At 73.3% G+C, this 21,375-nt stretch carries 17 protein-coding genes and 1 riboswitch; of the genes, 9 read left to right on the top strand and 8 right to left on the bottom strand.

Going from position 1 to position 21,375, the window contains the following annotated elements:
- Nucleotides 1-25: 25 nt before the first annotated feature.
- Entirely contained in the window at nt 26-1,693 is a 1,668-nt protein-coding gene (locus tag DFP74_RS29715; RefSeq protein WP_121186843.1) for a beta-N-acetylhexosaminidase, read from the bottom strand.
- A 404-nt stretch (nt 1,694-2,097) separates the two neighbouring features.
- Here DFP74_RS29715 and DFP74_RS29710 point away from each other — a divergent pair, with 404 nt between their 5' ends.
- The 3 genes from DFP74_RS29710 to DFP74_RS29700 all read left to right on the top strand — a co-directional run bounded on the left by DFP74_RS29710 (nt 2,098) and on the right by DFP74_RS29700 (nt 4,635).
- Entirely contained in the window at nt 2,098-2,979 is an 882-nt protein-coding gene (locus DFP74_RS29710; RefSeq protein WP_199725817.1) for a DMT family transporter, read from the top strand.
- A gap of 19 nt (nt 2,980-2,998) precedes the next feature.
- A complete protein-coding gene (locus DFP74_RS29705; RefSeq protein WP_121186839.1) occupies nt 2,999-4,222 on the top strand; it encodes a glycosyltransferase in 1,224 nt (407 codons plus the stop codon).
- Between the two features lie 83 nt (nt 4,223-4,305).
- Entirely contained in the window at nt 4,306-4,635 is a 330-nt protein-coding gene (locus DFP74_RS29700) for a hypothetical protein (protein WP_121186837.1), read from the top strand.
- 167 nt (nt 4,636-4,802) lie between these two features.
- Here the strand turns inward: DFP74_RS29700 and DFP74_RS29695 are convergent, their stop codons facing one another.
- Complete coding sequence (locus DFP74_RS29695; RefSeq protein WP_121186835.1) at nt 4,803-5,747, bottom strand: LysR family transcriptional regulator; 945 nt, start codon at nt 5,745-5,747, stop codon at nt 4,803-4,805.
- Between the two features lie 132 nt (nt 5,748-5,879).
- On the opposite strand from DFP74_RS29695, the gene DFP74_RS29690 reads away from it, so the two are divergent.
- A complete protein-coding gene (locus tag DFP74_RS29690) occupies nt 5,880-7,208 on the top strand; it encodes a pyridoxal phosphate-dependent aminotransferase (RefSeq protein WP_121186833.1) in 1,329 nt (442 codons plus the stop codon).
- 155 nt (nt 7,209-7,363) lie between these two features.
- Here the strand turns inward: DFP74_RS29690 and DFP74_RS29685 are convergent, their stop codons facing one another.
- On the bottom strand, nt 7,364-8,557 hold the full coding sequence (locus tag DFP74_RS29685; protein WP_121186831.1) for a glycosyltransferase family 1 protein: 1,194 nt from the start codon (nt 8,555-8,557) through the stop codon (nt 7,364-7,366).
- Between the two features lie 214 nt (nt 8,558-8,771).
- On the opposite strand from DFP74_RS29685, the gene DFP74_RS29680 reads away from it, so the two are divergent.
- Both DFP74_RS29680 and DFP74_RS29675 read left to right on the top strand, forming a co-directional pair.
- Nucleotides 8,772-9,026: a DUF6457 domain-containing protein gene (locus tag DFP74_RS29680; protein ID WP_121188612.1), complete on the top strand. Its 255-nt coding sequence runs from the start codon at nt 8,772-8,774 to the stop codon at nt 9,024-9,026.
- 183 nt (nt 9,027-9,209) lie between these two features.
- Complete coding sequence (locus tag DFP74_RS29675; RefSeq protein ID WP_121186829.1) at nt 9,210-10,628, top strand: sodium:alanine symporter family protein; 1,419 nt, start codon at nt 9,210-9,212, stop codon at nt 10,626-10,628.
- A 140-nt stretch (nt 10,629-10,768) separates the two neighbouring features.
- On the opposite strand, the gene thiD is transcribed toward DFP74_RS29675, so the two are convergent.
- From thiD to DFP74_RS29660, 3 genes are all read right to left on the bottom strand, one after another.
- Nucleotides 10,769-11,572 carry a bifunctional hydroxymethylpyrimidine kinase/phosphomethylpyrimidine kinase gene (thiD, locus tag DFP74_RS29670; RefSeq protein WP_121186827.1) on the bottom strand — a complete coding sequence of 268 codons (804 nt, stop codon included), beginning with the start codon at nt 11,570-11,572 and terminating at the stop codon, nt 10,769-10,771.
- Nucleotides 11,560-11,660: riboswitch (TPP riboswitch) on the bottom strand. It overlaps the preceding gene by 13 nt.
- A 5-nt stretch (nt 11,661-11,665) precedes the next feature.
- Nucleotides 11,666-12,595, bottom strand: coding sequence for a DUF368 domain-containing protein (locus tag DFP74_RS29665; protein WP_121186825.1), 930 nt, complete (start codon nt 12,593-12,595; stop codon nt 11,666-11,668).
- A gap of 299 nt (nt 12,596-12,894) precedes the next feature.
- Nucleotides 12,895-14,601 (bottom strand): acyl-CoA synthetase, encoded by a 1,707-nt coding sequence (locus tag DFP74_RS29660; protein WP_233571216.1) that lies wholly within the window; start codon nt 14,599-14,601, stop codon nt 12,895-12,897.
- A 350-nt stretch (nt 14,602-14,951) separates the two neighbouring features.
- Here DFP74_RS29660 and rocD point away from each other — a divergent pair, with 350 nt between their 5' ends.
- Nucleotides 14,952-16,226 carry an ornithine--oxo-acid transaminase gene (gene rocD / locus DFP74_RS29655; RefSeq protein WP_121186821.1) on the top strand — a complete coding sequence of 425 codons (1,275 nt, stop codon included), beginning with the start codon at nt 14,952-14,954 and terminating at the stop codon, nt 16,224-16,226.
- A 90-nt stretch (nt 16,227-16,316) separates the two neighbouring features.
- Here the strand turns inward: rocD and DFP74_RS29650 are convergent, their stop codons facing one another.
- Both DFP74_RS29650 and DFP74_RS29645 read right to left on the bottom strand, forming a co-directional pair.
- Nucleotides 16,317-17,753: an SGNH/GDSL hydrolase family protein gene (locus tag DFP74_RS29650; protein WP_121186819.1), complete on the bottom strand. Its 1,437-nt coding sequence runs from the start codon at nt 17,751-17,753 to the stop codon at nt 16,317-16,319.
- 43 nt (nt 17,754-17,796) lie between these two features.
- The gene (locus tag DFP74_RS29645; protein WP_121186817.1) at nt 17,797-19,032 is read right to left on the bottom strand and encodes an 8-amino-7-oxononanoate synthase; all 1,236 of its coding nucleotides are present in this window, start codon (nt 19,030-19,032) and stop codon (nt 17,797-17,799) included.
- A gap of 300 nt (nt 19,033-19,332) precedes the next feature.
- Here DFP74_RS29645 and DFP74_RS29640 point away from each other — a divergent pair, with 300 nt between their 5' ends.
- Complete coding sequence (locus DFP74_RS29640; protein ID WP_121186815.1) at nt 19,333-20,649, top strand: adenosylmethionine--8-amino-7-oxononanoate transaminase; 1,317 nt, start codon at nt 19,333-19,335, stop codon at nt 20,647-20,649.
- On the top strand, nt 20,646-21,362 hold the full coding sequence (bioD, locus tag DFP74_RS29635) for a dethiobiotin synthase (RefSeq protein WP_121186813.1): 717 nt from the start codon (nt 20,646-20,648) through the stop codon (nt 21,360-21,362). The genes DFP74_RS29640 and bioD overlap by 4 nt, the downstream gene beginning before the upstream one ends.
- Nucleotides 21,363-21,375: the final 13 nt, after the last annotated feature.

Genomic DNA, 21,375 nt, shown 5'->3' with positions numbered 1-21,375 from the left:
GGCGCGGATCCGCCGGGTGCCCCGCCTATCCGCCCCAGCCCACGAGGCCGGGGCGGGTCTGCCACGGGCGCGGACCGTCCAGCGGGCGGTACTCCACCCCGAGCGCGTCCAGCCGTGCCAGGTGCTCGCGCAGACGCGGCTCGAACTCGGCGTAGTCGCGCTCGCCGGTCGACCACACCTGCTCGGCGAAGGCCGACAGGCGGGGGAAGACCATGTAGTCGAGCCTGCGCGGGGTGTCCACGTGCTCGGTCCAGATGTTCACCTGGGCGCCCAGCACGTGTTCGGCCTCCTCCTCGGTGAGGCCGGCCGGGACCGGTTCGGCGAGGTAGACGTCCTCGACGCGCAGCAGGGTGCCCACGGGGACCGGCTCGTCCTCGGACTCGGACTGCTTGTAGTCGAGGTAGGACGTGCGGGTGGGCGCCATGACCACGTCGTGTCCGGCGCGCGCGGCGGCGATCCCGCCCTCCTCTCCGCGCCACGACATCACGGTCGCGCCCGGCGCGAGCCCGATGCGTCCCCCGCCCTCGCCCGCGGGGCGCTTCGCGGGCGGCGGGTCGCCGCCCTCGGTGTCGCTTCCCTCCCAGAGCCATCCTTCGAGGATCTCGTCCCAGCCCAGCAGGCGGCGCCCGCGCTTGGTCAGGTGCTCGTCCAACTGGCGGATGAACCAGCTCTGGAGCTCGTCCTCGTCGGCCAGCCCCTCGTCCCGGATGCGCTGTTGGGCGGACGGGCTGGTCCGCCACTGCTTCTTGGGGCACTCGTCGCCGCCGACGTGGACGTACGTGCTCGGGAACAGTTCGATGAGCTCGTCGAGGACGTTCTTGTAGAAGTCCAGGACGTGGTCGGTCACCGCGAGGACCTCCTCGAAGATCCCCCACTGGGTGCCGACGGGGATGTCGCCGCACTCGCCGAGCTCGGGGTAGGCGTGGATGGCCGCCTGGGAGTGGCCGGGCACGTCGATCTCGGGGACGACGCTCACGTGCCGGGCGTCGGCGTAGGCGACGATCTCGCGGATGTCGTCCTGGGTGTAGAAGCCCCCGTGCGGGCGCCCGTCGAACACCGGGGGACGTCCCGCGCCCTGCTGGCTCTCGGTCCGCCAGGAGCCCGCCTCGGTGAGTTTCGGGTAGCGGCGGATCTGCACGCGCCAGCCCTGGTCGTCGGTCAGGTGCAGGTGGAGCACGTTGAGCTTGTGCGCGGCCAGCAGGTCGATGAACCGCAGCACCTCGCGCTTGGGGAGGAAGTGGCGGGCCACGTCCAGCATCACGCCGCGCCACCGGAACCGCGGGGCGTCGGTGATGCTCACCGGGGGCAGCGTCCAGACCGTGTCCCCCAGCGGGGCGGCGCGGTAGGCGGCGGCGGGCAGGAGCTGGCGCAGGGTCTGCGCGCCGTAGAAGAGTCCCGCGGTGTCGTGCCCGACGACGATCGCGCCCTCGCCGTCCACGATGAGCCGGTAGCCCTCGCGTCCCAGTCCGGCCCTGGCGTCCACGCTCAGCCGGATCTGGGCGCTGTCCTCGTCGCCGGTGGCCATGGGCAGGCCGGTGGCCGCGCCGATCTCGCGCTGCAGCCAGGCGAGCACGCCGGCCGCCTGGGCGTCGGCGGACACCCGGGTGGCCTGCGTGAGGGTGAGGGAACCCGGGTCGCCGGTGACCGCGGACATGGGCCGGGGCAGCAGCGAGGGGAGGGGGGTATGAGGCACGGGGAGGTGCTCCTATCCGGTCTAGACCAATATCCGCCATAGTGCCACGGGGCGCGCGCCGCGCACACCCCGGCCGCCGCGCCCCGCAGTGGTGCCACCGAAATGCGGACATTTGACTAGCAATAGGACTTACTGCGCGGCCGGGTGTGGCAGGCGTAGGAACGACGCCCACGGGCATGGGCGGGAGCCCCCCGTCGTCCAGCGGGACGGCACCCGATCAGGGGTGGGGCGCGCACTACTCGAGAAGCGGGGGGTGGCGTTATCGCGGGCGAAGAGCGCCTGTCCGTACTGTTCTTGGCATACCCCGGGCCTGGCCGGCCGACGGGGTCGCTCCGGGAACCGGCGGTTCGGCCGGGCCCGGAGACGGACGCTTCGCGAGCACGAACGGACGGAAGGTGGAGACGATGGTCTGGCCCGTCCTGATCGCCGTCGCGGGGGCCTTCACCCTGGCACTCGGCTCCGCCATGCAGGAGCGCGACGCCGTACGCGCCCCCGGCCACCGGGTGGCCCGCGCCGGCTTCCTCCTGCACCTGGTACGCCAGCCGCGCTGGATGCTCGGCAGCGCCGCCGCGGTCCTGGGCGCCTGCCTGCACCTGGTGGCCCTGAGCGGTGCGCCGCTGACCATCATCCAGCCCATCGGCGTCACCGGCCTGCTGTTCGCGATCGTGCTCTCGGCGGTGTTCACCCGCCGGCGGGTCGGCGTCGGGCAGATCGCCGCGGGAGTGGCCGTGATGGTCGGCCTCGTGGGCGTCCTCTGGCTGTTCCCGCACGGCTCGGACACTCCGCTGCTGCCCACGTCGGTGGCGCTGATCCTGACCGGGGCGACGCTCGGACTCGGCGCGGTGGTCTACCTCACCGCCCACTGGATGCCCGACGGAGCCCGCGGCATCATGCTCGCCCTGGCCGGAGGGACGGCGATGGGAACCACGTCGGGCCTGGCCCGGGTGATCACGGCGGGGGTGCACGGGGACTGGACCAGCGTCATCAGCTGGCTGACGCCCCTCGCGCTGATCACGGCGGTCTTCGGCGCCCTGCTCATGCAGAACGCCTACCGCACCGGGCACTTCGCCGCCGCCTACTCGACCCTGCTCATCACCGACCCCGTGGTCGGCGTGGGGATCGGCGCCCTCCTCCTGGGCGAGGGCGTCCCCGAGACCCTGCCGGCCCAGATCGCGGCGGGCGCCTTCGCCGCGCTGGCCATCGCCGGAACCGTGAGCCTGGCGCAGGCGCGCCACCGCAACCCGGAAGCAGAGCACCAGCACACCGGCAGCACCGCCCACAGTTGAGGAACGAAGGAGTTCGACCATGGTCCAGCCCACCCGCGCACTGCGTGTCCTGATCGCCACGGACACCTACCCGCCCGACGTCAACGGTGCCGGCTACTTCACCCACCGCCTGGCGGAGGGCATGGCCGACCGGGGCCACCACGTGCACGTGGTGTGCCCGTCGGAGCGCGGAGCCCCCTACGTCGCGGTCAACGGCGCGGTGACCGAGCACCGCCTGCGCTCGGCGCCGATCCCGTTCCAGGAGAGCATGCGCGCCGCCCTCCCCCTGGGCATGGGCGGACACATCGCGCGCCTGCTGGCCCGGCTGGACCCCGACGTCGTGCACGTGCAGAGCCACTTCACGCTGAGCCGGGCGGCGCAGCGCCGGGCCAGGGCGGCGGGGATCCCGGTCGTGCTGACCAACCACTTCATGCCGGACAACCTCTACGCGCACGCCCGCCTGCCCGGTGCCCTGCACGGCCTGGCCGGGTCGCTGGCGTGGCGGGACATGATCGGCGTCGCGGCCGAGGCCGACCACGTGACCACCCCGACGCCGCGCGCGGCCCGGCTGCTGCGCGAGAAGGGGTTCGCGGGCACGGTGGAGGACATCTCGTGCGGGATCGACCTGGAGCGCTTCCACCCCCGGCCCGGGGACCGGGAGGCCGCGCGGTCGAAGTTCGGGCTGCCCGAGCGGGACACGATCGTGTTCGTGGGGCGCCTGGACGCGGAGAAGCGGATCGACGACACCATCCGGGCGCTGGCCGCGGTCTCCGGCGAGCGCGACGTGCAGCTGGCGCTGGCGGGGACCGGCCAGCGCGAGGACGAACTGCGGTCGCTGGCCGCCGAGCTGGGCGTGGCCGACCGGGTCTTCTTCCTCGGCTTCGTGCCGGACGCGGAGCTGCCGCTGGTCTACGCGGCGGGCGACGTCTTCGCCATCGCCGGAGTGGCCGAGCTGCAGAGCATCGCCACCCTGGAGGCCATGTCGACCGGACTGCCGGTGGTGGCGGCCGACGCGATGGCGCTGCCGCACCTGGTGGAGGAGGGGCGCAACGGGTTCCTCTTCCCGCCGGGCGACGCCCTGCACCTGGCCGACCGGCTTCTGACGGTGCTCGGGTCGCGGCGCGAGGCGCTGGGTGAGGCCAGCCGGGAGATCGCGCAGCGGCACGACCACCACCGGTCCCTGGCGCGGTTCGAGGACGTCTACCGGCGGCTCCAGGGACGCGAGCCCCAGCGGCTGCGGGCGGAGAGGGTCGTCGCTGCGTAGGTAGTTTGTCCCTTTTTATCGCTTTCCGTATTCTTTGCGTAGCGATCGGTGAGCTTGGTGCACTTCGGGAAAGACCAGAGACTGTGTGGTTCGAAGGCATCAGTACACAGACGGGGATCGGCCGAGTAGTCCGAGGCGGCAACGTCGCCGAAGGGCTGACCGAACGGCTGGTCAGGGCCGAACGAGAGGCCGGGTTCCACGAGCGTGACATGTCGGCGTTCCAACGCGAGCGCATCGACCTGGAGCACCGGGTGGCCCGGATGGAGGCGGAACTGGAGGCGCTGCGCCAACGACGGCTGGAGGCCTACGCGCGGTGGTGGAACGCCCGGGACGACCGGGACCGCGCACTGCACGTCTGTCGCCGGCTGCGCCGCCGGATCGACAGGGGCAGGCGAAGGGCGGTGGAGGACTGACCCATGCCGTCCACAGCGCGAAACGAGAAGTACGGCGAAGGGCCCGACCGGCCGGTCGGGCCCTTCACTGTGTCCGGGCGCGGCGGCGCGGGACACGGGTGCGGGCATCCGGCGGCGCGCGGCTCCGGGGGCGGTGATCCTGCGGCGCGCGGCTCCGGGAACGGGTCCTAGGCGGGGCCCTCGGCCGTCGAGGACAGGAGCTCCTCGACCTGGCGCGCGGCGTCCCTCAGCGCGGACAGGGTGACCTGCACGGCGGGACGGCGCAGGGAGGCCGGGCGCAGGACCGCGTACACGTGCCGTTCGGGCGCGGAGGGCGGCAGGCGCCGGTAGACCAGCCCCGCCGGCGCGCCCACCATCGCCAGCGCGGGCACCGCGGCGATGCCGATCCCCCGCGAGACCAGGCTCAGGATGGTGCCCAGCCCCTCGAACTCCCACGCCGCGCCCGGCAGGCCGCCCACCTCGGCCAGCAGTCGGTCGGTCCCGTAGCGCGAGCGCTCGCCCTCGGGGGCCACGATCCACGACTCGCCCAACAGGTTCTCCAGCACGACCGGGCGCTCGGGGTCCGACAGCGCGTGGTCCTGCGGAATCGCCAGCACGAGCGGGTCCCGCAGCAGGTGCACGTGCCGCAGCCCGCTGTCGGGACCGCGGCCCGGGTGCTGGCCCGTCCAGTCGTCGACCAGCGCCACGTCCACCTCACGTGAGCGCACCTTCTGCGTCCCCGTCGCCAGCAGCGTCTGCCGCAGGACCAGCTGCATCCCCTCGTGCCTGCGCAGCGGGGGCGCGAGCAGCGGCGCGAACGCCACCGCGGCCGTCGGGAAGGCCGTCACTGTCACCACGCCGAGGGCGACGTCCGACTGCTCGGCCATGATCGACTCGGCCGCCTCCACCAGCGCCAGGATCTCGTCCGCCTGTGTGACCAGCAGCCGCCCGGCGTCGGTCAGCTCGGCCCCGCGCGGCGAGCGGTCCAGCAGGGCCACGCCCGTCTCCCTCTCCAACGCGGCCAACTGCTGGGAGACGGCCGAGGGCGTGTACCCCAGGGCGTGGGCGGTGGCGGCGATGGTGCCCCGCACGCTGAATTCGCGGAGCAGATGCAGGCGGCGCAGATCGAGCATAAGAACATCTTACGCTCACCATCGAAAAGACTCGCTTGTACTGATGTGTGGACCTGGGCAGGCTGGGGGGTGACGGACCGTTGCCTCACGGCACGGTCAAGAGCCAGAACATGAGCCGGAGATGAGTCCTCGATGACCGTCACTGTGTCCGCGACCCTCGCCGTCAACGAAGCCCTCGCAGAGAAGCGACGCCAGGGGGTGCGCGTCCTGCCGCTCGGCTTCGGCGAAGCCGGGCTCCCGGTCCACCCGGTCATGCGGGACCGGCTCAGCGCGGGCAACGGGGCCAACGCCTACGGGCCCGTCGCCGGGTCGACCGCACTGCGATCCTCCGCCGCCGGGTACTGGGAGCGGCGGGGCCTGCCCACCGACCCCGACATGGTCATCGCGGGCCCCGGCAGCAAGCCGCTGCTCTACAGCCTGCTGATGGAGATCGGCGGGGACACCGCCATCGCCGCGCCCAGCTGGGTCAGCTACGCGGCCCAGAGCCGCCTGCTGGGGCAGCGGCCGGTCATGGTCCCCACGGCACCCGGGCAGGGCGGCGTACCCCAGCCCGACCTGCTCTTCGCGGCCGTGACGGCCGCCCGGGAGGAGGGGCGGACCGTCAACGCCGTCGTGGTGACCCTGCCAGACAACCCGACCGGCACCGTGGCCGACGCCGCGACCGTCCAGCGCCTGGCCCGGGTCGCCCGCGAACTCGACCTCGTCATCATCTCCGACGAGATCTACCGCGACCTCGTGCACCCGGTCGCCGACGGCGGCGAGGAGGCCCGTGTGCACAGCCCCGCCGAGTACGCGCCCGAGCGCACCGTCATCTCCACCGGGCTGAGCAAGAACCTCGCCCTCGGCGGCTGGCGGATCGGCGTCATCCGCCTGCCCGACTCAGAGATCGGCCACCGCCTGCGCGGCGGCCTGCTCGGCGTGGCCAGCGAGATCTGGTCCAGTCCGGCCGCTCCGGTCCAGCAGGCCGCCGCCCACGCCTTCACCGAACCGCGGGAGCTGCGCGAGCACGTCGACCGCAGCCGCCGCCTGCACGGCCTCGTCGCCGACGCCGTGGCCCGCCGCTTCGCGGGCGCCGGCGCCTCGGTCGCCGCCCCGCGCGCCGCCTTCTACCTCTATCCCGACTTCGAGCCGCAGCGCGAGCGCCTGGCGGCCCTGCACGGGATCACCACCGGGGCGGAACTGACCGGACTGCTGTTGGAACGCCACGGCATGGGCGTCCTGCCCGCCGTCGAGTTCGGGGAGGGCGCCGAGGCCCTGCGCATGCGTGTGGCCACGAGCCTGCTCTACGGCGACACCGAGGAACGCCGCTACGCCGCGCTCGACGCCACCGACCCGACCGCGCTGCCCTGGATCCGAGCCCACCTCGACCGCCTGGAGGAGGTTTTGGACGCGCTCGTGGGCGACACGCCGAGCCGGATCATCCCCGCGCCCGCGCACGAGACCGCGCAGGCCTCCCGCTGAGGCCGGGTCCATCCCGCGACGCACGGCCACCGACCGCAGGGCCCACCCGGTGTCCGCCCCGTGAAGGGGGCGGGGCGGACACACCACCGTTCGGCCGCTCCCGAGCCACCCGGCCCGGGAGCGGCCGAACCCCGGTCGGGCCAGGGGCGCGCGCCTCAGGCGGTGGAGGCCTGCCGCTGCGCGCGAGCGGCCAGCTCCGGGCTCGGCGCGATGACCGCGCGGTAGTGGTCGAGCAACTGCTCGCCCACGGCGTCCCAGGTGCGGTGCGCCACCGAGGGCCGCGCGCGCTCGGCCATCCCCGCGCGCAGTGGCGCGTTGTGGACGAGCCGGCCCACGGCCACCCGCAGCTCGCGCACGGAATCGGGCGCGAACAGCAGCCCGTTGCTCTCGGGCGCCACCAGGTCCAGCGGGCCGCCCGCGCCCGGCGCCACCGCGGGCACCCCGGAGGCCAGAGCCTCCTGCACGGCCTGGCAGAAGGTCTCGTCGGCGCCGGTGTGCACAAACACGTCCAACGAGGCGTACAGCCGGGACAGGTCGGCGCCGGTGCGCTGCCCGGTGAACACCGCGTCCGGCAGCAGGCGCCGCAGCCGGGCCCGTTCCGGGCCGTCGCCCACGACGACCAGCCGGATGCCGCGGAGCCTGGACAGGTGCGCCAGCATCTCTACCCGCTTGTCCTTGGCCAGCCGTCCCACGTAGCCCACGATCACCTCGCCGCCGGGCGCCAGGCGCCGGCGCAGGTCCTCGCTGCGGTGCTCGGGCGAGAAGCGGACGGTGTCCACGCCGCGCCGCCACAGGTCCAGCCGGGGGAAGCCGTGCGCCGACAGCGCCTCCATGCTCGCCGAGGACGGCACCAGGGTGCGGTCCACGGCCGCGTGCGTGCGGCGCATCAGCGACCACAGGGCCTCGGACCCGGGCAGGCCGTAGCGGGTCGCGAAACCCGGAAGGTCGGTCTGGAACACGGCCACCGTCGGCAGCGCCCAGCGGCGCGCGGTCTCCACCGCGGCCTGGCCGAGCAGGGCGGGGGAGGCCAGGTGCAGCACGTCCGGGGCGAACGCGCGGATGGCGGCGGTCATCGTGCGCCGCGCCGGCAGGCCCACGGGGAAGTCGCGGTAGAAGGGCAGCGGCAGGGCGGGCATCCGGACCACGGGGAAGCCCGCGTAGGAGGAGGGGCCGTGACCGGGAGCGATCACGAGCGCCTGGTGGCCGCGGGCCGCGAGGAGGTCGGCGACCCGGCACACGGAGTTGGTCACCCCGTTGACCTGTGGAAGGAAGGACTCGGTCACGATCGCCACGCGCAGCGGAGGCGACGAGGCTCTCCGGTCCGTGCGGTCGGTTGCTGTGGGGGACATTCGGGCTGCTCCCAACGCCGGGGGATGGCTGCCTTCGACGCTAGGCTCGGGGAGTGAACCCCGGTCAGGCCTCGGGGGAACCGCTCCCTAAGGCCAGGCGTGGGTTCGCGGAGCACGCGGTGACCCGGCAGGTGCGCGCGGGTGGCCGCCGAGTGGCCCGGCGATGACTAAGATCGCCTTCTGTGACGAATGAATTGCTCTAAGGAGTCCTGTGGTGACCCTCGTGGAATGGGCGGAAGTCGTGCGCGCGGAGCTGGACCTGGCCGGGACGGATCCGTTGGCCAAGGCCGACGTGGACCGGGTGCTGGACCTGGCCAGAGACGCCGCCCACTCCGTCGCGCGGCCGGCCGCGCCCCTGACCACCTACCTGCTCGGCGTGGCGGTCGGCCAGGGCGCGGACCCCGAGGCGGCGGCCGCCGTCCTCAGCCGGCTCGCCCTGGCCCAGGCCGACGGCTCACCGGACGCGTGAGCACCCGACCCGCAACGCTTGCGTCGAGTGAACGTGACGTGTCCGTGACGAATCACTGCAAATCTGACAGCACCCTGAGTGTGCCCGCGGCTCGCGGAGCCGCTCACCTGGGAGGGACGCTGTCCCGCCACCCGCGGGTCCACGACCATCCCCCGGCCCCTGATCGTGATAGGGAGATCCCCCATGGATCAACTCCTTGAGATGGCCGGCATCGTCAGCGGCATCGTGTGGGGACCCTTCGTCCTCATCCCGTTGCTGCTCTTTGTCGGCGTTTTCCTCACCATTCGACTCAAACTGCTCCAGCTCTTCAAGCTGCCGCACGCGCTGTGGCTCGCTCTGGTCCGGCGCAAGGAGGACCCCTCGGTCGAGGGGGACATCTCCCACTACCAGGCACTGAGCACCGCGCTCGCCGCCACGGTCGGTGTCGGCAACATCGCCGGTGCCGCGCTGGCCATCGGCCTCGGCGGCCCGGGCGCCCTGTTCTGGATGTGGGTCGTCGGCTTCTTCGGCATGGCCACCAAGTACAGCGAGGCCCTGCTGGGGGTGAAGTTCCGCCGCACCGACTCCAAGGGTGAGCAGAGCGGCGGGCCGATGTACTACCTCAAGTACGGTCTGCCCGGCGGCCTGGGCACCACCCTGGGCGTCGCGTTCGCCGTCTTCGGCGCCATCGCGGCCTTCGGTATCGGCAACGGCACCCAGGCCAACACGGTCGCCCAGCAGATGGCGAGCATCACGCCGGCCCCGACCTGGGTCATCGGCCTCATCCTCATGGTGCTGGCCGGTGCGGTCATCCTCGGCGGCATCAAGAGCATCGGCCGGGTCGCCTCGGCGCTCGTGCCGCTGATGATCGTCGCCTACGTGGCCATCTGCCTGCTGGTGCTGGCCGTGAACTGGGCGCAGATCCTGCCCGCGCTCCAGCTCGTGGTCACCACCGCCTTCACCGGCACCGCTCCGGCCGGCGGCTTCGCCGGCGCGGGCGTGATGATGGCGATCCAGTACGGCTTCGCCCGCGGCATCTTCTCCAACGAGTCGGGTCTGGGCACCGGCGCCATCGCCGCCGCGGCCGCCAAGACCACGCAGCCGGTCCGCCAGGCCATGGTCTCCATGACCCAGACCTTCATCGACACCATCATCGTGGTGACGATGACGTGCATGGTCATCATCACCACCGGTGTGTGGCAGGCGGAGAACCCCGAGGACGGTTCGCTGCTGACCACGCAGGCCCTCACCGAGGGCCTGAGGTCGGTCAGCCCCGGGCTGGCGCCGGTCGGCGCCTACGTGGTGGCCATCGCCGTGGCGGTGTTCGCGTTCACCACCCTGCTCGGCTGGGCCTACTACGGCGAGCGGTGCATCGAGTTCCTGGTCGGCCGGGGCTTCGTGACCCCGTACCGGCTGGTGTTCATCGGTGTCATCTTCCTGGGCTCGGTCGCCGACCTGAGCAACGTGTGGCTGTTCAGCGACATCGCCAACGGGCTCATGGCGCTGCCCAACCTCATCGGGCTGCTGCTGCTGTCCCCGCTCATCGTCGCGGAGACCCGGAAGTTCTTCGGGTACCCCGACTGGAGGAACCCCGACGCCGTCATGGACGACGTGCGCGGCTAGTTCCGACCCGGGACGCAACACGAGGGGGACCGCACGGTGTGCGGTCCCCCTTTCGGCTGTTCGCCCGTGATCAGCGCTGGTCAGGCCCGCCTACCACCAGCGGTGACCGTGCCGCCTACCACCAGAGGTGACCGTGCCGCCTACCACCAGAGGTGGAAGTGGTGCACGGGGCCCTGGCCGCCGCCGGCGTCGATCTCGTCCGAGCGGCGCAGTGCCTCGGTCAGGTAGTCCTTGGCGTCGCGGACGGCCGAAGCGGTGTCCGGGCGCTGGGGGAGCAGGGCGGCGATCGACGACGACAGTGTGCACCCCGTGCCGTGCGAGTTGCGGGTGTCCACCCGTGGCGCGCGCAGCTCCAGCGGCTCCTCGTCCCGCGAGACCAGCACGTCGACGCTCTCCTCGCCCGCCAGGTGACCGCCCTTGAGCAGGACCCGGCGCGGACCGAGCTCCAGCAGTCGCTCGGCCTGGTCACGCATTTCCTTCAGACTGACGGCCTCCGACACGCCCAAGAGGTCGGCCGCCTCCGGAAGATTCGGAGTGAGCAGATCCGCGCGCGGCAGCAGCAGGGTGCGCAGGGCCGCGATCGCCGACTCCTCCAGCAGCCGGTCACCGCTCTTGGCGACCATCACCGGGTCCAGGACCACGTTCACCAGCCGGTGGCGCTCGATCGCCTCGGCCACGGCCTCGGTGACCTCGGCCGTGCCCAGCATCCCGATCTTGACCGCGTGCACGGTGGCGTCGGACAGCAGTGTGTCCGCCTGGTGGGCGACGAAGGCGGCCGGGACGCCGTGGACACCGGTGACGCCGCGCGTGGACTGGGCGGTCAGTGCGGTGACCACGGTCATCCCGAAGACACCGTGGGCGGAGAAGGCCTTGAGGTCGGCCTGGATCCCGGCGCCGCCGCTGGGGTCGCTCCCGGCCACGGACAACACGTTGTACGCGCTCATGACGTTCCTTCGCTAGTACGAACTAGGGCAGGTTCGACGGGTGTGCTCTCAGCCGGGAGGACTGCTCCCGGCACCCCGCGTCAGTTGGCGACCTTAGTGCACGCGGGTGGGCGCCGCTCCGTCGCCCGCCCCCATCCGGGCCTTCTTGCGGTGCTCGTAGACGATCGCCGCCGTGACCACGGCGAACCCGCCCACCGCGAAGGCCAGGGTCACGGGGACGTCGGTGATGGGCAGCGGGTTGCGGTCGTGGTCCTGCCACGGCCACAGGGCGCGCAGCGATCCCGCCATGAGGCCGGTGAGGACCACCAGGGTGAGGTGGTGGAAGTTCTCCAGCAGATACTGCAGGAGCTTGACGAACAGGGCCAGGCCGGTGATCATGCCCAGCATCATGGTGCCGAGGTAGACCACGTCCATGTCCCGCACCGCCTGCATCGTGGGCTCGTACAGCCCGAGCGTGAGCAGGATGAACGAGCCGGACAGACCCGGCAGCACGAGCGCGCAGATGGCGACGGCGCCGCCCAGGAACACGAACACCGGGTTGGTCGGCAGGTTCGCGCCCGGCAGGCCGGTCAGGACGAACGCGAGGACGGCGACGGCCAGCGCCACCGCGTAGTGCCAGGCGCGCCAGGTCTTGCCCGCCCCGGTGTAGGGGATCCACAGGCAGGCCAGGACGAGCCCGAAGAACAGCGCGTAGGCGTACTGGGCGTACTCCTCCACCAGGGGGGAGAGCAGGACCGCGGCCAGGAGGAGGGCGACCACCATGCCGATCAGCGCCGGGAGGAGGACGCTCCAGTCCACCTGTCGGAACTGTTCGTTCGCGCGGTCCTTGCCGCGGCCGCGCGGCACGTCGGTGACGTAGCGCTTGATGCCGCTGACCATGTGGCCGGCGCCGCCGATGAGCTGGTCGTAGAGGCCGACGATGAGCGCGACCGTGCCGCCGCTGATGCCGGGCAGCGCCTCGGAGGTGCCGACGGCCCCGCCGCGCACCGCGTTGAAGATGAAGGAGCCTGCTGACTTGGCCATCTGAGTTGTAGGGCGCTGGCCCGGGCCGGGCCCGGGAGGGGGCGCCGTCCTCCGTCCTGTGTGGTCACCGTACCCACCCGCGGGACACGGGTCGGTCAGGGATGCGGGGCCGGAGCGCGTTGGAACAGGGGCGCTGCGCCGACCGCCGCCGGGTATGTGCCGCCCGGGGCGTACTGGGGGAGGGACCGGCGAGGTCCCGCGGCCGGGCCGGGTGCGGCCAGTCTAGCGGGGCAGCGGGGCGGAGGAGATGCGCGCGGCGTGGGGTTTCTCAGGTTTCGGCCACGTGGTGTGACTGGTATTCAGCGTCCGAAACTCGGTGTGGTGCGCTCGCCGCCCTGGGCGACCGACGCCGCCCAGCGGTAGTCCTGCTTGCCGACCGCCGTGCGCCGGACCCGGTCGACGAAGTGCACGGTCCGCGGCACCTTGAACCCGGCCAGCCGTACGCGGCAGTGCGCGCGCAGCTCGGTCGCGTCCAGGCGCGCGCCCGCGGCCACGGAGACCAGCGCCGTCACCCGCTGGCCGAGGTGCTCGTCGGGGGCGGGCACCACGATCGCGTCCTCCACCGCCGGATGCGCCTTCAGCGCGGCCTCCACCTCTTCGGGGTAGACCTTCTCCCCGGCGGTGTTGATGACGGCGTTGCCCCGGCCCAGCAGGGCGATGGACCCGTCGTGGGCGTGCGTGCCGTAGTCGCCGGACAGGGCCCAGCGGCGGCCGTCGGCGCCGGTGGGGAAGGTCCGGCCGGTGGCGATCGGGTCGTTGTAGTAGCCCAGCGGGATCCGTCCGCTGCGCGCGATGCGGCCCACCTCGGGCGAGCCGGGCGGCAGCGGACGCAGGTGGTCGTCGAGCACGGCGATGCTGCCGCCCATGGTGAAGCTGCGCAGGTCCGGCCCGCCGGCCAGGGTCGGGGCCGCCTGGCGCGCGTCGCCGGGCTCCTCGTCCCCGCCGGTGGCCGAGCCGCACACGCCCGTCTCCGAACCGCCGTAGGCGTCGGCCAGCACCACGTCCTCGCGCCAGGCGCGCCAGAGCGCGCGCACGGCCGGGGTGAGCGGGGTGCCGCCGGAGCGCACCGAGGTCAGGTCCGGACACAGCCCCGGCTCGGTGAGCAGGTGGCGCGCCAGCGGCCGGGCCATCGCGTCGCCCACCAGCTGTACGGCGTGCACGCCTTCGCGGTGGGCGAGTTCGAGGACGCGGTCCGGCCGGTAGCTGCGGTCGGTGGAGAGCACGACGCGCTTGCCGCACAGCAGCATGCTCAGCGCGTTCCACTGGCCGGCGGCGTGCATGAGGGGGCCGAGCACGAGCATGCGCTGGGGGAAGCAGGCGGCGGCGCGAGCGGCGACGTCGGCGGGCGACTGCGCGCGCGGGGCGCCCGGGGCGCGGCGTTCCAGCGCGGCGCGGAAGATGTCCGCCTGGCGCCAGAGCACGCCCTTGGGGTAGCCGGTGGTGCCGCCGGTGTAGAGCAGGTAGTGGTCGTCGCCGCCCGTCCCGGGCAGGTCGGGCTCGCCGTCGCGCGGGGCGTGGGCCGCCAGCGCGGTCTCGTAGTCGGTGCCCTCCAGGGCCGGCTCGCGCACGCCGCCGTCCTCGATCAGGAGCACGTGCCGCAGACGGGGCAGGTCGGGGCGGATCGCGGTGACGGCCGCCGCCAGGGAGTCCTCGGCGATCAGCGCGACCGCGTGCGCGTCGGCCAGCACGTGGCGCAGCTCGCCCGTGACGTAGCGGTAGTTGACGTTGACCGGGACCGCGCCGGCGGCGAGGATCCCGAGGAAGGACTCCATCCACTCCGCGCGGTTGAAGGACAGCACCGCCACGTGCTCGCCCGGGCGCACGCCCTGGGCCACGAGGTGGCGGGCCAGGCGCACCGAGCGGTCGTGCAGGGCGCGGTAGGTCAGCCGGCGCGGTCCGGCCACCAGGGCGACCCGGTCGGGGACCGCGTCGGTGACGGCGGACACCAGGCGGGACAGCGAGAAGGGCGCGTCGGGGGACTCGTTCGCAGACGCATGGATGGACACGCCCGACCTCCCTGGCATGGTCCGGGGCCGCCCGCGGGATCACGGCGGCCGAGTGGCTTTCACGCGACGGTACCCCTCAGGGGCCGACCCGATCGCCGCCGGGGTTGTGGACCGCGTCACTAGAGGATTCCTCGCAGGTCACACTGGATATGACGGCCCCGCTCAGAGGGCTTTCGAGGTCCGCGCGGCCGGGGTTTCGGCCCGGGGCGCGGCGAGTGACATCGCTTACCTCTTGTGGGGGCGCGGTGTGATCTGTTCAACTCTTGAGGGTTTCCCGTCCGAGGGCTCTACCGGGCCCGACGGTGGGTATCTCAGGACTGACAACGGTCAATGGTGATCGGAGCGGCTAGATGAGCAGCACCCAGAATCTGGGCCAGCAGGACTCCGCCGGAAACCCGGGCGGACAAGCACTCACCAGCGCGGATCACATCGCGCTCGCACAGGCGCGTTCGGCGCACAACTACGCACCCCTGCCCGTCGTGATCGCCGAGGGCCGCGGAGCCTGGGTGAACGACGTCGAGGGACGCCGGTACCTGGACTGTCTGGCCGGGTACTCGGCCATGAACTTCGGCCACCACAACCCCGACCTCCTCGACGCCGCGCACCGGCAGATCGACCGGGTGACGCTCACCAGCCGCGCCTTCTACAACGACCAGTTCGGCCCGTGGGTCGGCGCCCTGGCCGACATGGTCGGCAAGGAGAAGGTCCTGCCGATGAACACCGGCGCGGAGGCGGTCGAGACCGGTATCAAGGTGGCCCGCAAGTGGGGCTACGAGGTCAAGGGCATCCCGCAGGACCAGGCGACCATCGTCGTGGCGGGCGCGAACTTCCACGGACGCACCACCACCATCATCTCGTTCTCGTCCGACACCGAGGCCAGGACCGGCTTCGGCCCGTACACGCCGGGGTTCCGCTCGGTGCCCTACGGGGACGCCGAGGCCATCGCGCAGGCGATCGACCACACCACGGCGGCCGTGCTGATCGAGCCCGTGCAGGGCGAGGCGGGCGTCATCGTGCCGCCGCCGGACTACCTGCCGCGGGTCCGGGAGATCTGCGACCGCGAACGCGTCCTGTTCATCGCCGACGAGGTGCAGTCGGGCCTCGGCCGGACCGGGACGATCCGGGCCTGCGAGCACTCCGGTGTGGTCCCCGACGCCTATCTGTTCGGCAAGGCGCTGGGCGGCGGCATCCTGCCGGTCTCGGCCATGGTCGCCGACGAGGACGTCCTCGGGGTGATCCAGCCCGGCCAGCACGGCAGCACGTTCGGCGGCAACCCGCTGGCGGGCGCCGTGGGGCGGCAGGTCGTCACCATGCTCACCGAGGGGCCCTACCTGGAGAACGCGCGGCGCCTGGGCGAGGTGCTCAAGCGCCGGCTCAAGGAGTTCGAGGGCGACGGGGTGGTCTCGGCGCGCAGCATCGGCCTGTGGGCGGGCATCGACGTCGACCCGGCGCTGGGTACGGGCAAGGAGCTGTGCCTGAAGCTCGCCGAGCACGGCGTGCTGGTCAAGGACACGCACGGCTCGACGGTGCGGATGTCGCCGCCGCTGGTCATCAGCGAGGAGGACCTCAACTGGGGTCTGGACCGCTTCGGTGAGGTCCTGGCCGAGCTCAGAGCCGGGCGCTAGGACGTCCCGGGGGCCGAAGGCACGGGAACCTTCGGCCCCCGCGCGCCTCGCCTGGCTCCTCGGGGCTCTCGGCCCGGCCGGTCTCCCGTGCTACCCGCCGTCCGCCTCGTTCCCGGCCTCGGGGCTCTCGCTCGGCGCGGCGGTGGGCGCGGGCGGGCCGATGACGGGGGCGAGCGGCCCGCCGAGCTCGGCCGCCAGGCGGTCGTCGTTGACGCTCGCCAGGGTCTCGCGCGACACGTAGATCACACGCTCGGGCCCTTCCTCGATCTGTCGGCGGATCCGGTCGGCGATGGACATATGTCCCTGGGCCGTGGGGTGGAAGCTCGCCCGGTCCACACGCAGCCCTTCACCGAGCTGGTCGAGCACGATGCCGTTCAGCCAGGATTCGTCCGCGCTCACCTCGTAGCCGCTGAGCGCGCTGAAGGTGTTGACGTACTCGACGCTGCCGGACCGGCGTCCTCCGTACACGTGGCTGTCCACCTCGTAGACGACGTCGCGGATGCGGTCGTTGAGGTCGCGGCCGATCTCGTTCAACCACTGCTGGTCGCTGACGGTCAGCGTGTAGTACATGCCCTGAGGTTCCTCGGGGAACAGCCGCGGGTAGCCCAGCACGAGCACCCGGGCGTCCGGCGCCCGATCGCGGATCTCCCGGAGCACCGTGCCCAGGTCCTCCTCGAACGCGTCGAGCCGCCGGCCGATCTCCCCTTCCTGCGCCTGGCAGGCGCCGTTCTCCAGCAGCGGCATACGCACGATGCAGGTGCGCAGCACGGGGATGAAGCCGAGGTCGTTGCCGCCGATGCCCAGGGTGACCAGGGAGGTGTGCTCGGTCACCCGTTCGATCTGCGACTCCGGGGTGCCGACCTGTTCGAGCATGTGGGTGGCCCGGTGGCCGCTGCAGGCGTAGAAGCCGAGTGCGCCGGTGAAGTCGAACTCCTGCTCGATGAGCCGGGAGTAGGCGTGCTCCGAGCGCCAGCACCCGCCGGCTTCGGCCGTGGCCGGTTCGTAGTCGCCCGCGCCGTCACCGGAGGAGTAGGAGTCGCCCAGGGCCACGTAGTTGCCCCACAGCGCGGCATCCTCCGGCTCCATGCGCACCCGGGGGTCGGTCTCCTCGTCGTCGGTGATGGGCGGCAGTTCCTCGACCGGGCACACGCCGTCGGTGGCCTCGCACCACAGGTTGACCAGGCCGTCGCGGGCCGGGGGCACGACCAGGGTGACGATGAGAGCGAGGACGAGGACGGCGCTGCCCACGAGGGCGATGCGCGCCCTGCGCCGACCTCGGGGGCGGCGCGCCGCGCCGTCGGCCCGTGCATCGTCGTCGGTCTCACCGGTCTCACCGGACTCACCGGACTCGTCGGTGGCTCGGGCGCCCTCGCCCGCCCGTTCCGCGTCGCCGCCGGCTTCGCCGCCGTCGATCGGGTGACCGCCCGAACGCGCTTCGTCATCGGGCCGGGCGTCGTCGGCGGGGGAACCGGGTGGGTGGTTCTCGGGGACCTCCGCCCCGGATCCGTCGTCACCGCGCTCAGACAATGCCGCTACCGCCTCCCGAACAAGGTCTCCAGCATTGGCCAGGCTACCCGGGGCGCGTGGTGGAGACGACGTCCAGCACCCGCCGCACCGCGGCGTCGTCCAGGGTCGCGCGGGCGGTGAGCCGCAGTCGCGACCGGCCGTCCGGGACCGAGGGCGGACGGAAGCACCCCACGCGCACGCCCGCCTCCAGACAGGCCGCGCGCCACGCGAGCGCGGACTCACGGGTCGGGGCGATCACCGACACCACGGCCGCGTCCGGGTCGCTCACCGTCAGCCCGCGCTCGCGCAGCCCCTCGGACAGGTCCCGCGCCCGGTTCCGTACCGCCTCGGCGCGTTCGGGTTCGGCCCGCAGCACGCGCAGTGCCGCCAGCGCCGCCCCCACCGCGGCCGGCGCCAGCCCCGTGTCGAACACGAACGTGCGCGCGGTCTCCACCAGGTGCCGGATCACGCGGCGCGGACCGAGCACGGCGCCGCCCTGGGCGCCCAGGGACTTGGACAGCGTCACCGACACCACGACGTCGCCCGCCCCGCGCAGCCCGGCCAGGGTGAGCGCACCGCTCCCGCCGGGGCCCACGACGCCCAGTCCGTGCGCGTCGTCCAACAGCAGCGCCGCCCCCGCTCCGCGCGCGGTCTCCGCGAGTCCGACCAGGTCGGTGAGGTCGCCGTCCACGGAGAAGACCGTGTCGCTGAGCACCAGGGCACGGCCTCGCGCGTCGGCCAGGGCCGTGGCGGCGTGTCCGGGGTCGGCGTGGTCGTAGACCGACACCCGCGCCCCGGAGGCCTTGGCCAGCCGGGTGGCGTCGATGAGCGAGGCGTGGTTGTAGCGGTCGCACACGATCAGCGGCGCGTCACCCTCGTCGGGGGCGGCCAGGGCCGTGACCATCGCGAGGTTGGCCGCGTACCCGGAGGAGAACACGAGCGCGGCCTCGGTGCCGTAGAAGTCGGCCAGCTCGCGTTCGAGCTCTCCGTGCAGCTCGGTGTCTCCCGTGACCAGGCGCGACCCGCCGGCGCCCGCGCCCCAGGCGTAGGCGGCCCCGGCCGCCGCACGCACCACCTCCGGATGGCGCAGCAGGCCCAGGTAGTCATTGCCCGCCAGGTCCAGCAGCGCGTCGTCGACCTGTCGCGGCACGGTGCGGCGGGTCAGGCCGGCCTCGGCCCGTCGGCGGGCGGCCGCGTCCAGCCAGGCGAAGGGTGGGGACGGGTCGGACCCGGCCGGTTCCGGAGGGCCGGCGCGCAGCGGCCAGGGGCGCGGCGGCGCGGAGCTCGTGGCGCTGTCCATGGCGGGGTCTCCTCGGGTCGTGGACGGGAGCGGGCACACCCCGGTGGAGGCGAGGGGAAGAGGCCGGGCGGCCGGCGGCGCCAGGGCGCGCGGCGGCCGGATCGCCGCCGGTCCCTGGCGGGAACCGTCCCAGCGGCGGCCAATCCCGCTGGGGCGGTCCGGTCCGCGTGCCAGGGAGGCGTCTACGACTCTGCCGGTCGGTGCCCGCACCGTCACCCGTGAAAGCCCACAAAGTTCGGCCGCGATTCCTGGCGGCGCTCGCGTGGCCGCCCCGGTCGGCCCGGTGAACAATGAGGCACCATGACCTCGACCCTCCGTGACCCCGCGCGTGTGCGCGCGGCGGACCGCGCCCACCTGTGGCATCCGTACACGACCGTCCCCGCAGCCGAGGAACCGTACGTGGTCACCGGCGCGCGGGGCACGCGGTTGGACCTGTGGTCGGACGGCGTGACGCACAGCGTCGTCGACGGCATGGCGTCGTGGTGGTCGGCGATCCACGGCTACGGACACCCCGCGCTGGACGCGGCGGTGCGCACGCAGGTGGACGCGTTCGGCCACGTGATGTTCGGCGGACTGACCCACGGGCCGGCCGCGGATCTAGGCCGGGCCCTGGTCGAGATCACTCCCGCGGGGCTGGAGCACGTCTTCCTCGCCGACTCCGGTTCGGTGTCGGTGGAGGTCGCGATGAAGATGTGCCTGCAGTACCACCGCTCCACCGGCCGCCCCGAGCGCCGCCGCTTCCTGACCTGGCGCGGCGGCTACCACGGCGACACCTTCCACGCGATGAGCGTGTGCGACCCCGACGGCGGCATGCACGCCCTGTGGGGCGACGTCCTGCCGCGCCAGGTGCACGGGCCCGCCCCGGCCGGAGGGTTCGACACCGCGGTCGATCCGGCCTGGGCCGCGGAGTTCGAGCGGCTGGCCGCCGAACACGCCGACACGCTGGCCGCGGTGATCGTGGAGCCCGTGGTGCAGGGAGCGGGCGGGATGCGCTTCCACCATCCCGGCCACCTGCGCGAGCTGCGGCGCATCGCCGACGAGTACGGCCTGCTGCTGGTCTTCGACGAGATCGCCACGGGCTTCGGACGTACCGGTGAGCTCTTCGCCGCCGACCACGCCGGGGTCACTCCCGACATCATGTGCCTGGGCAAGGCCCTGACCGGCGGCTACCTCACGCTGGCCGCGACCCTGTGCACGCCCCGGGTGGCCCATGGCATCGCCGAGGGGGAGGTGCCGGTCCTGGCGCACGGTCCCACGTTCATGGGCAACCCACTGGCCTGCGCCACCGCACTGGCCTCCGTCGAACTGCTCACCGGCGGCGACTGGCGGGCCGACGTGCGCCGGATCGAGTCCGGGCTGCGCGAGGGGCTGGCGGCGGCCGAGTCGCTGCCGGGGGTGCGCGAGGTGCGCGTGCTGGGTGCGATCGGCGTCGTGGAACTGGACGAACCGGTGCGCATGCGCGAGGCCACGCGCGCGGCGGTGGCCGCGGGCGTGTGGCTGCGCCCCTTCCGCAACCACGTCTACGCCATGCCTCCCTACGTGTGCACCGACGAGGACGTCGCGGCGATCACGGCGGGCATGGTCGCCGCGACCGAGGCGTCGCTGGAGGCGCTGTGAGGATCCTGGTGGTGACCGGCACCGGTACCGAGGTGGGCAAGACCGTGGTCACGGCCGCGGTCGCCGCCGCGGCACGGGGCGCCGGACGGCGGGTGGCGGTCCTCAAGCCCGCGCAGACGGGGGTCGCCCCCGGCGCACCAGGGGACGCCGACGAGGTCGCGCGGCTGGTCCCGGGCGTGTCCACCGACGAGCTCGTCCGCTACCCCGACCCCCTGGCCCCCGCGACCGCCGCCGCCCGGTGCGGGGCGGGGTGCGTGCGGGCCGAGGAGGTCGCGGACGCCGCGACGCGTCTGGCCGCCGACCACGACCTGGTCCTGGTCGAGGGGGCGGGCGGCCTGCTGGTGCGGCTCAACGCAGAGGGAGAGACGCTCGCCGACGCGGCCGTCCTGTTGTCGGCGCCGGTCCTGGTGGTGGCACGCCCCGACCTGGGCACGCTCAACGCTACGGCGCTGACCGGGGAGGCCCTGCGCTCCCGCGGCGTGGGCCCGGTCGGCGTCGTCGTGGGCTCCTGGCCGTGCGAGCCCGACCTGGCGGTCCGCTGCAACCTGGAGGACCTGCCGACGATGGGCGCCGGCCCCCTGCTGGGCGCGGTCCCGGAGGGCAGCGGCGGCCTGGACGCCCCGGCGTTCGCCGCCACGGCCCGGTCCGCCCTGGCCCCGGCCCTCGGCGGCACCTGGGACGCCGCCGCCTTCGCCGCCCGATACCCGGCCTGAACCGCCCCGGCGC

This window comes from Nocardiopsis sp. Huas11 (genome assembly GCF_003634495.1).
Taxonomy (GTDB): Bacteria; Actinomycetota; Actinomycetes; order Streptosporangiales; family Streptosporangiaceae; genus Nocardiopsis.
This window is presented reverse-complemented; position numbering and strand designations above follow the sequence as displayed.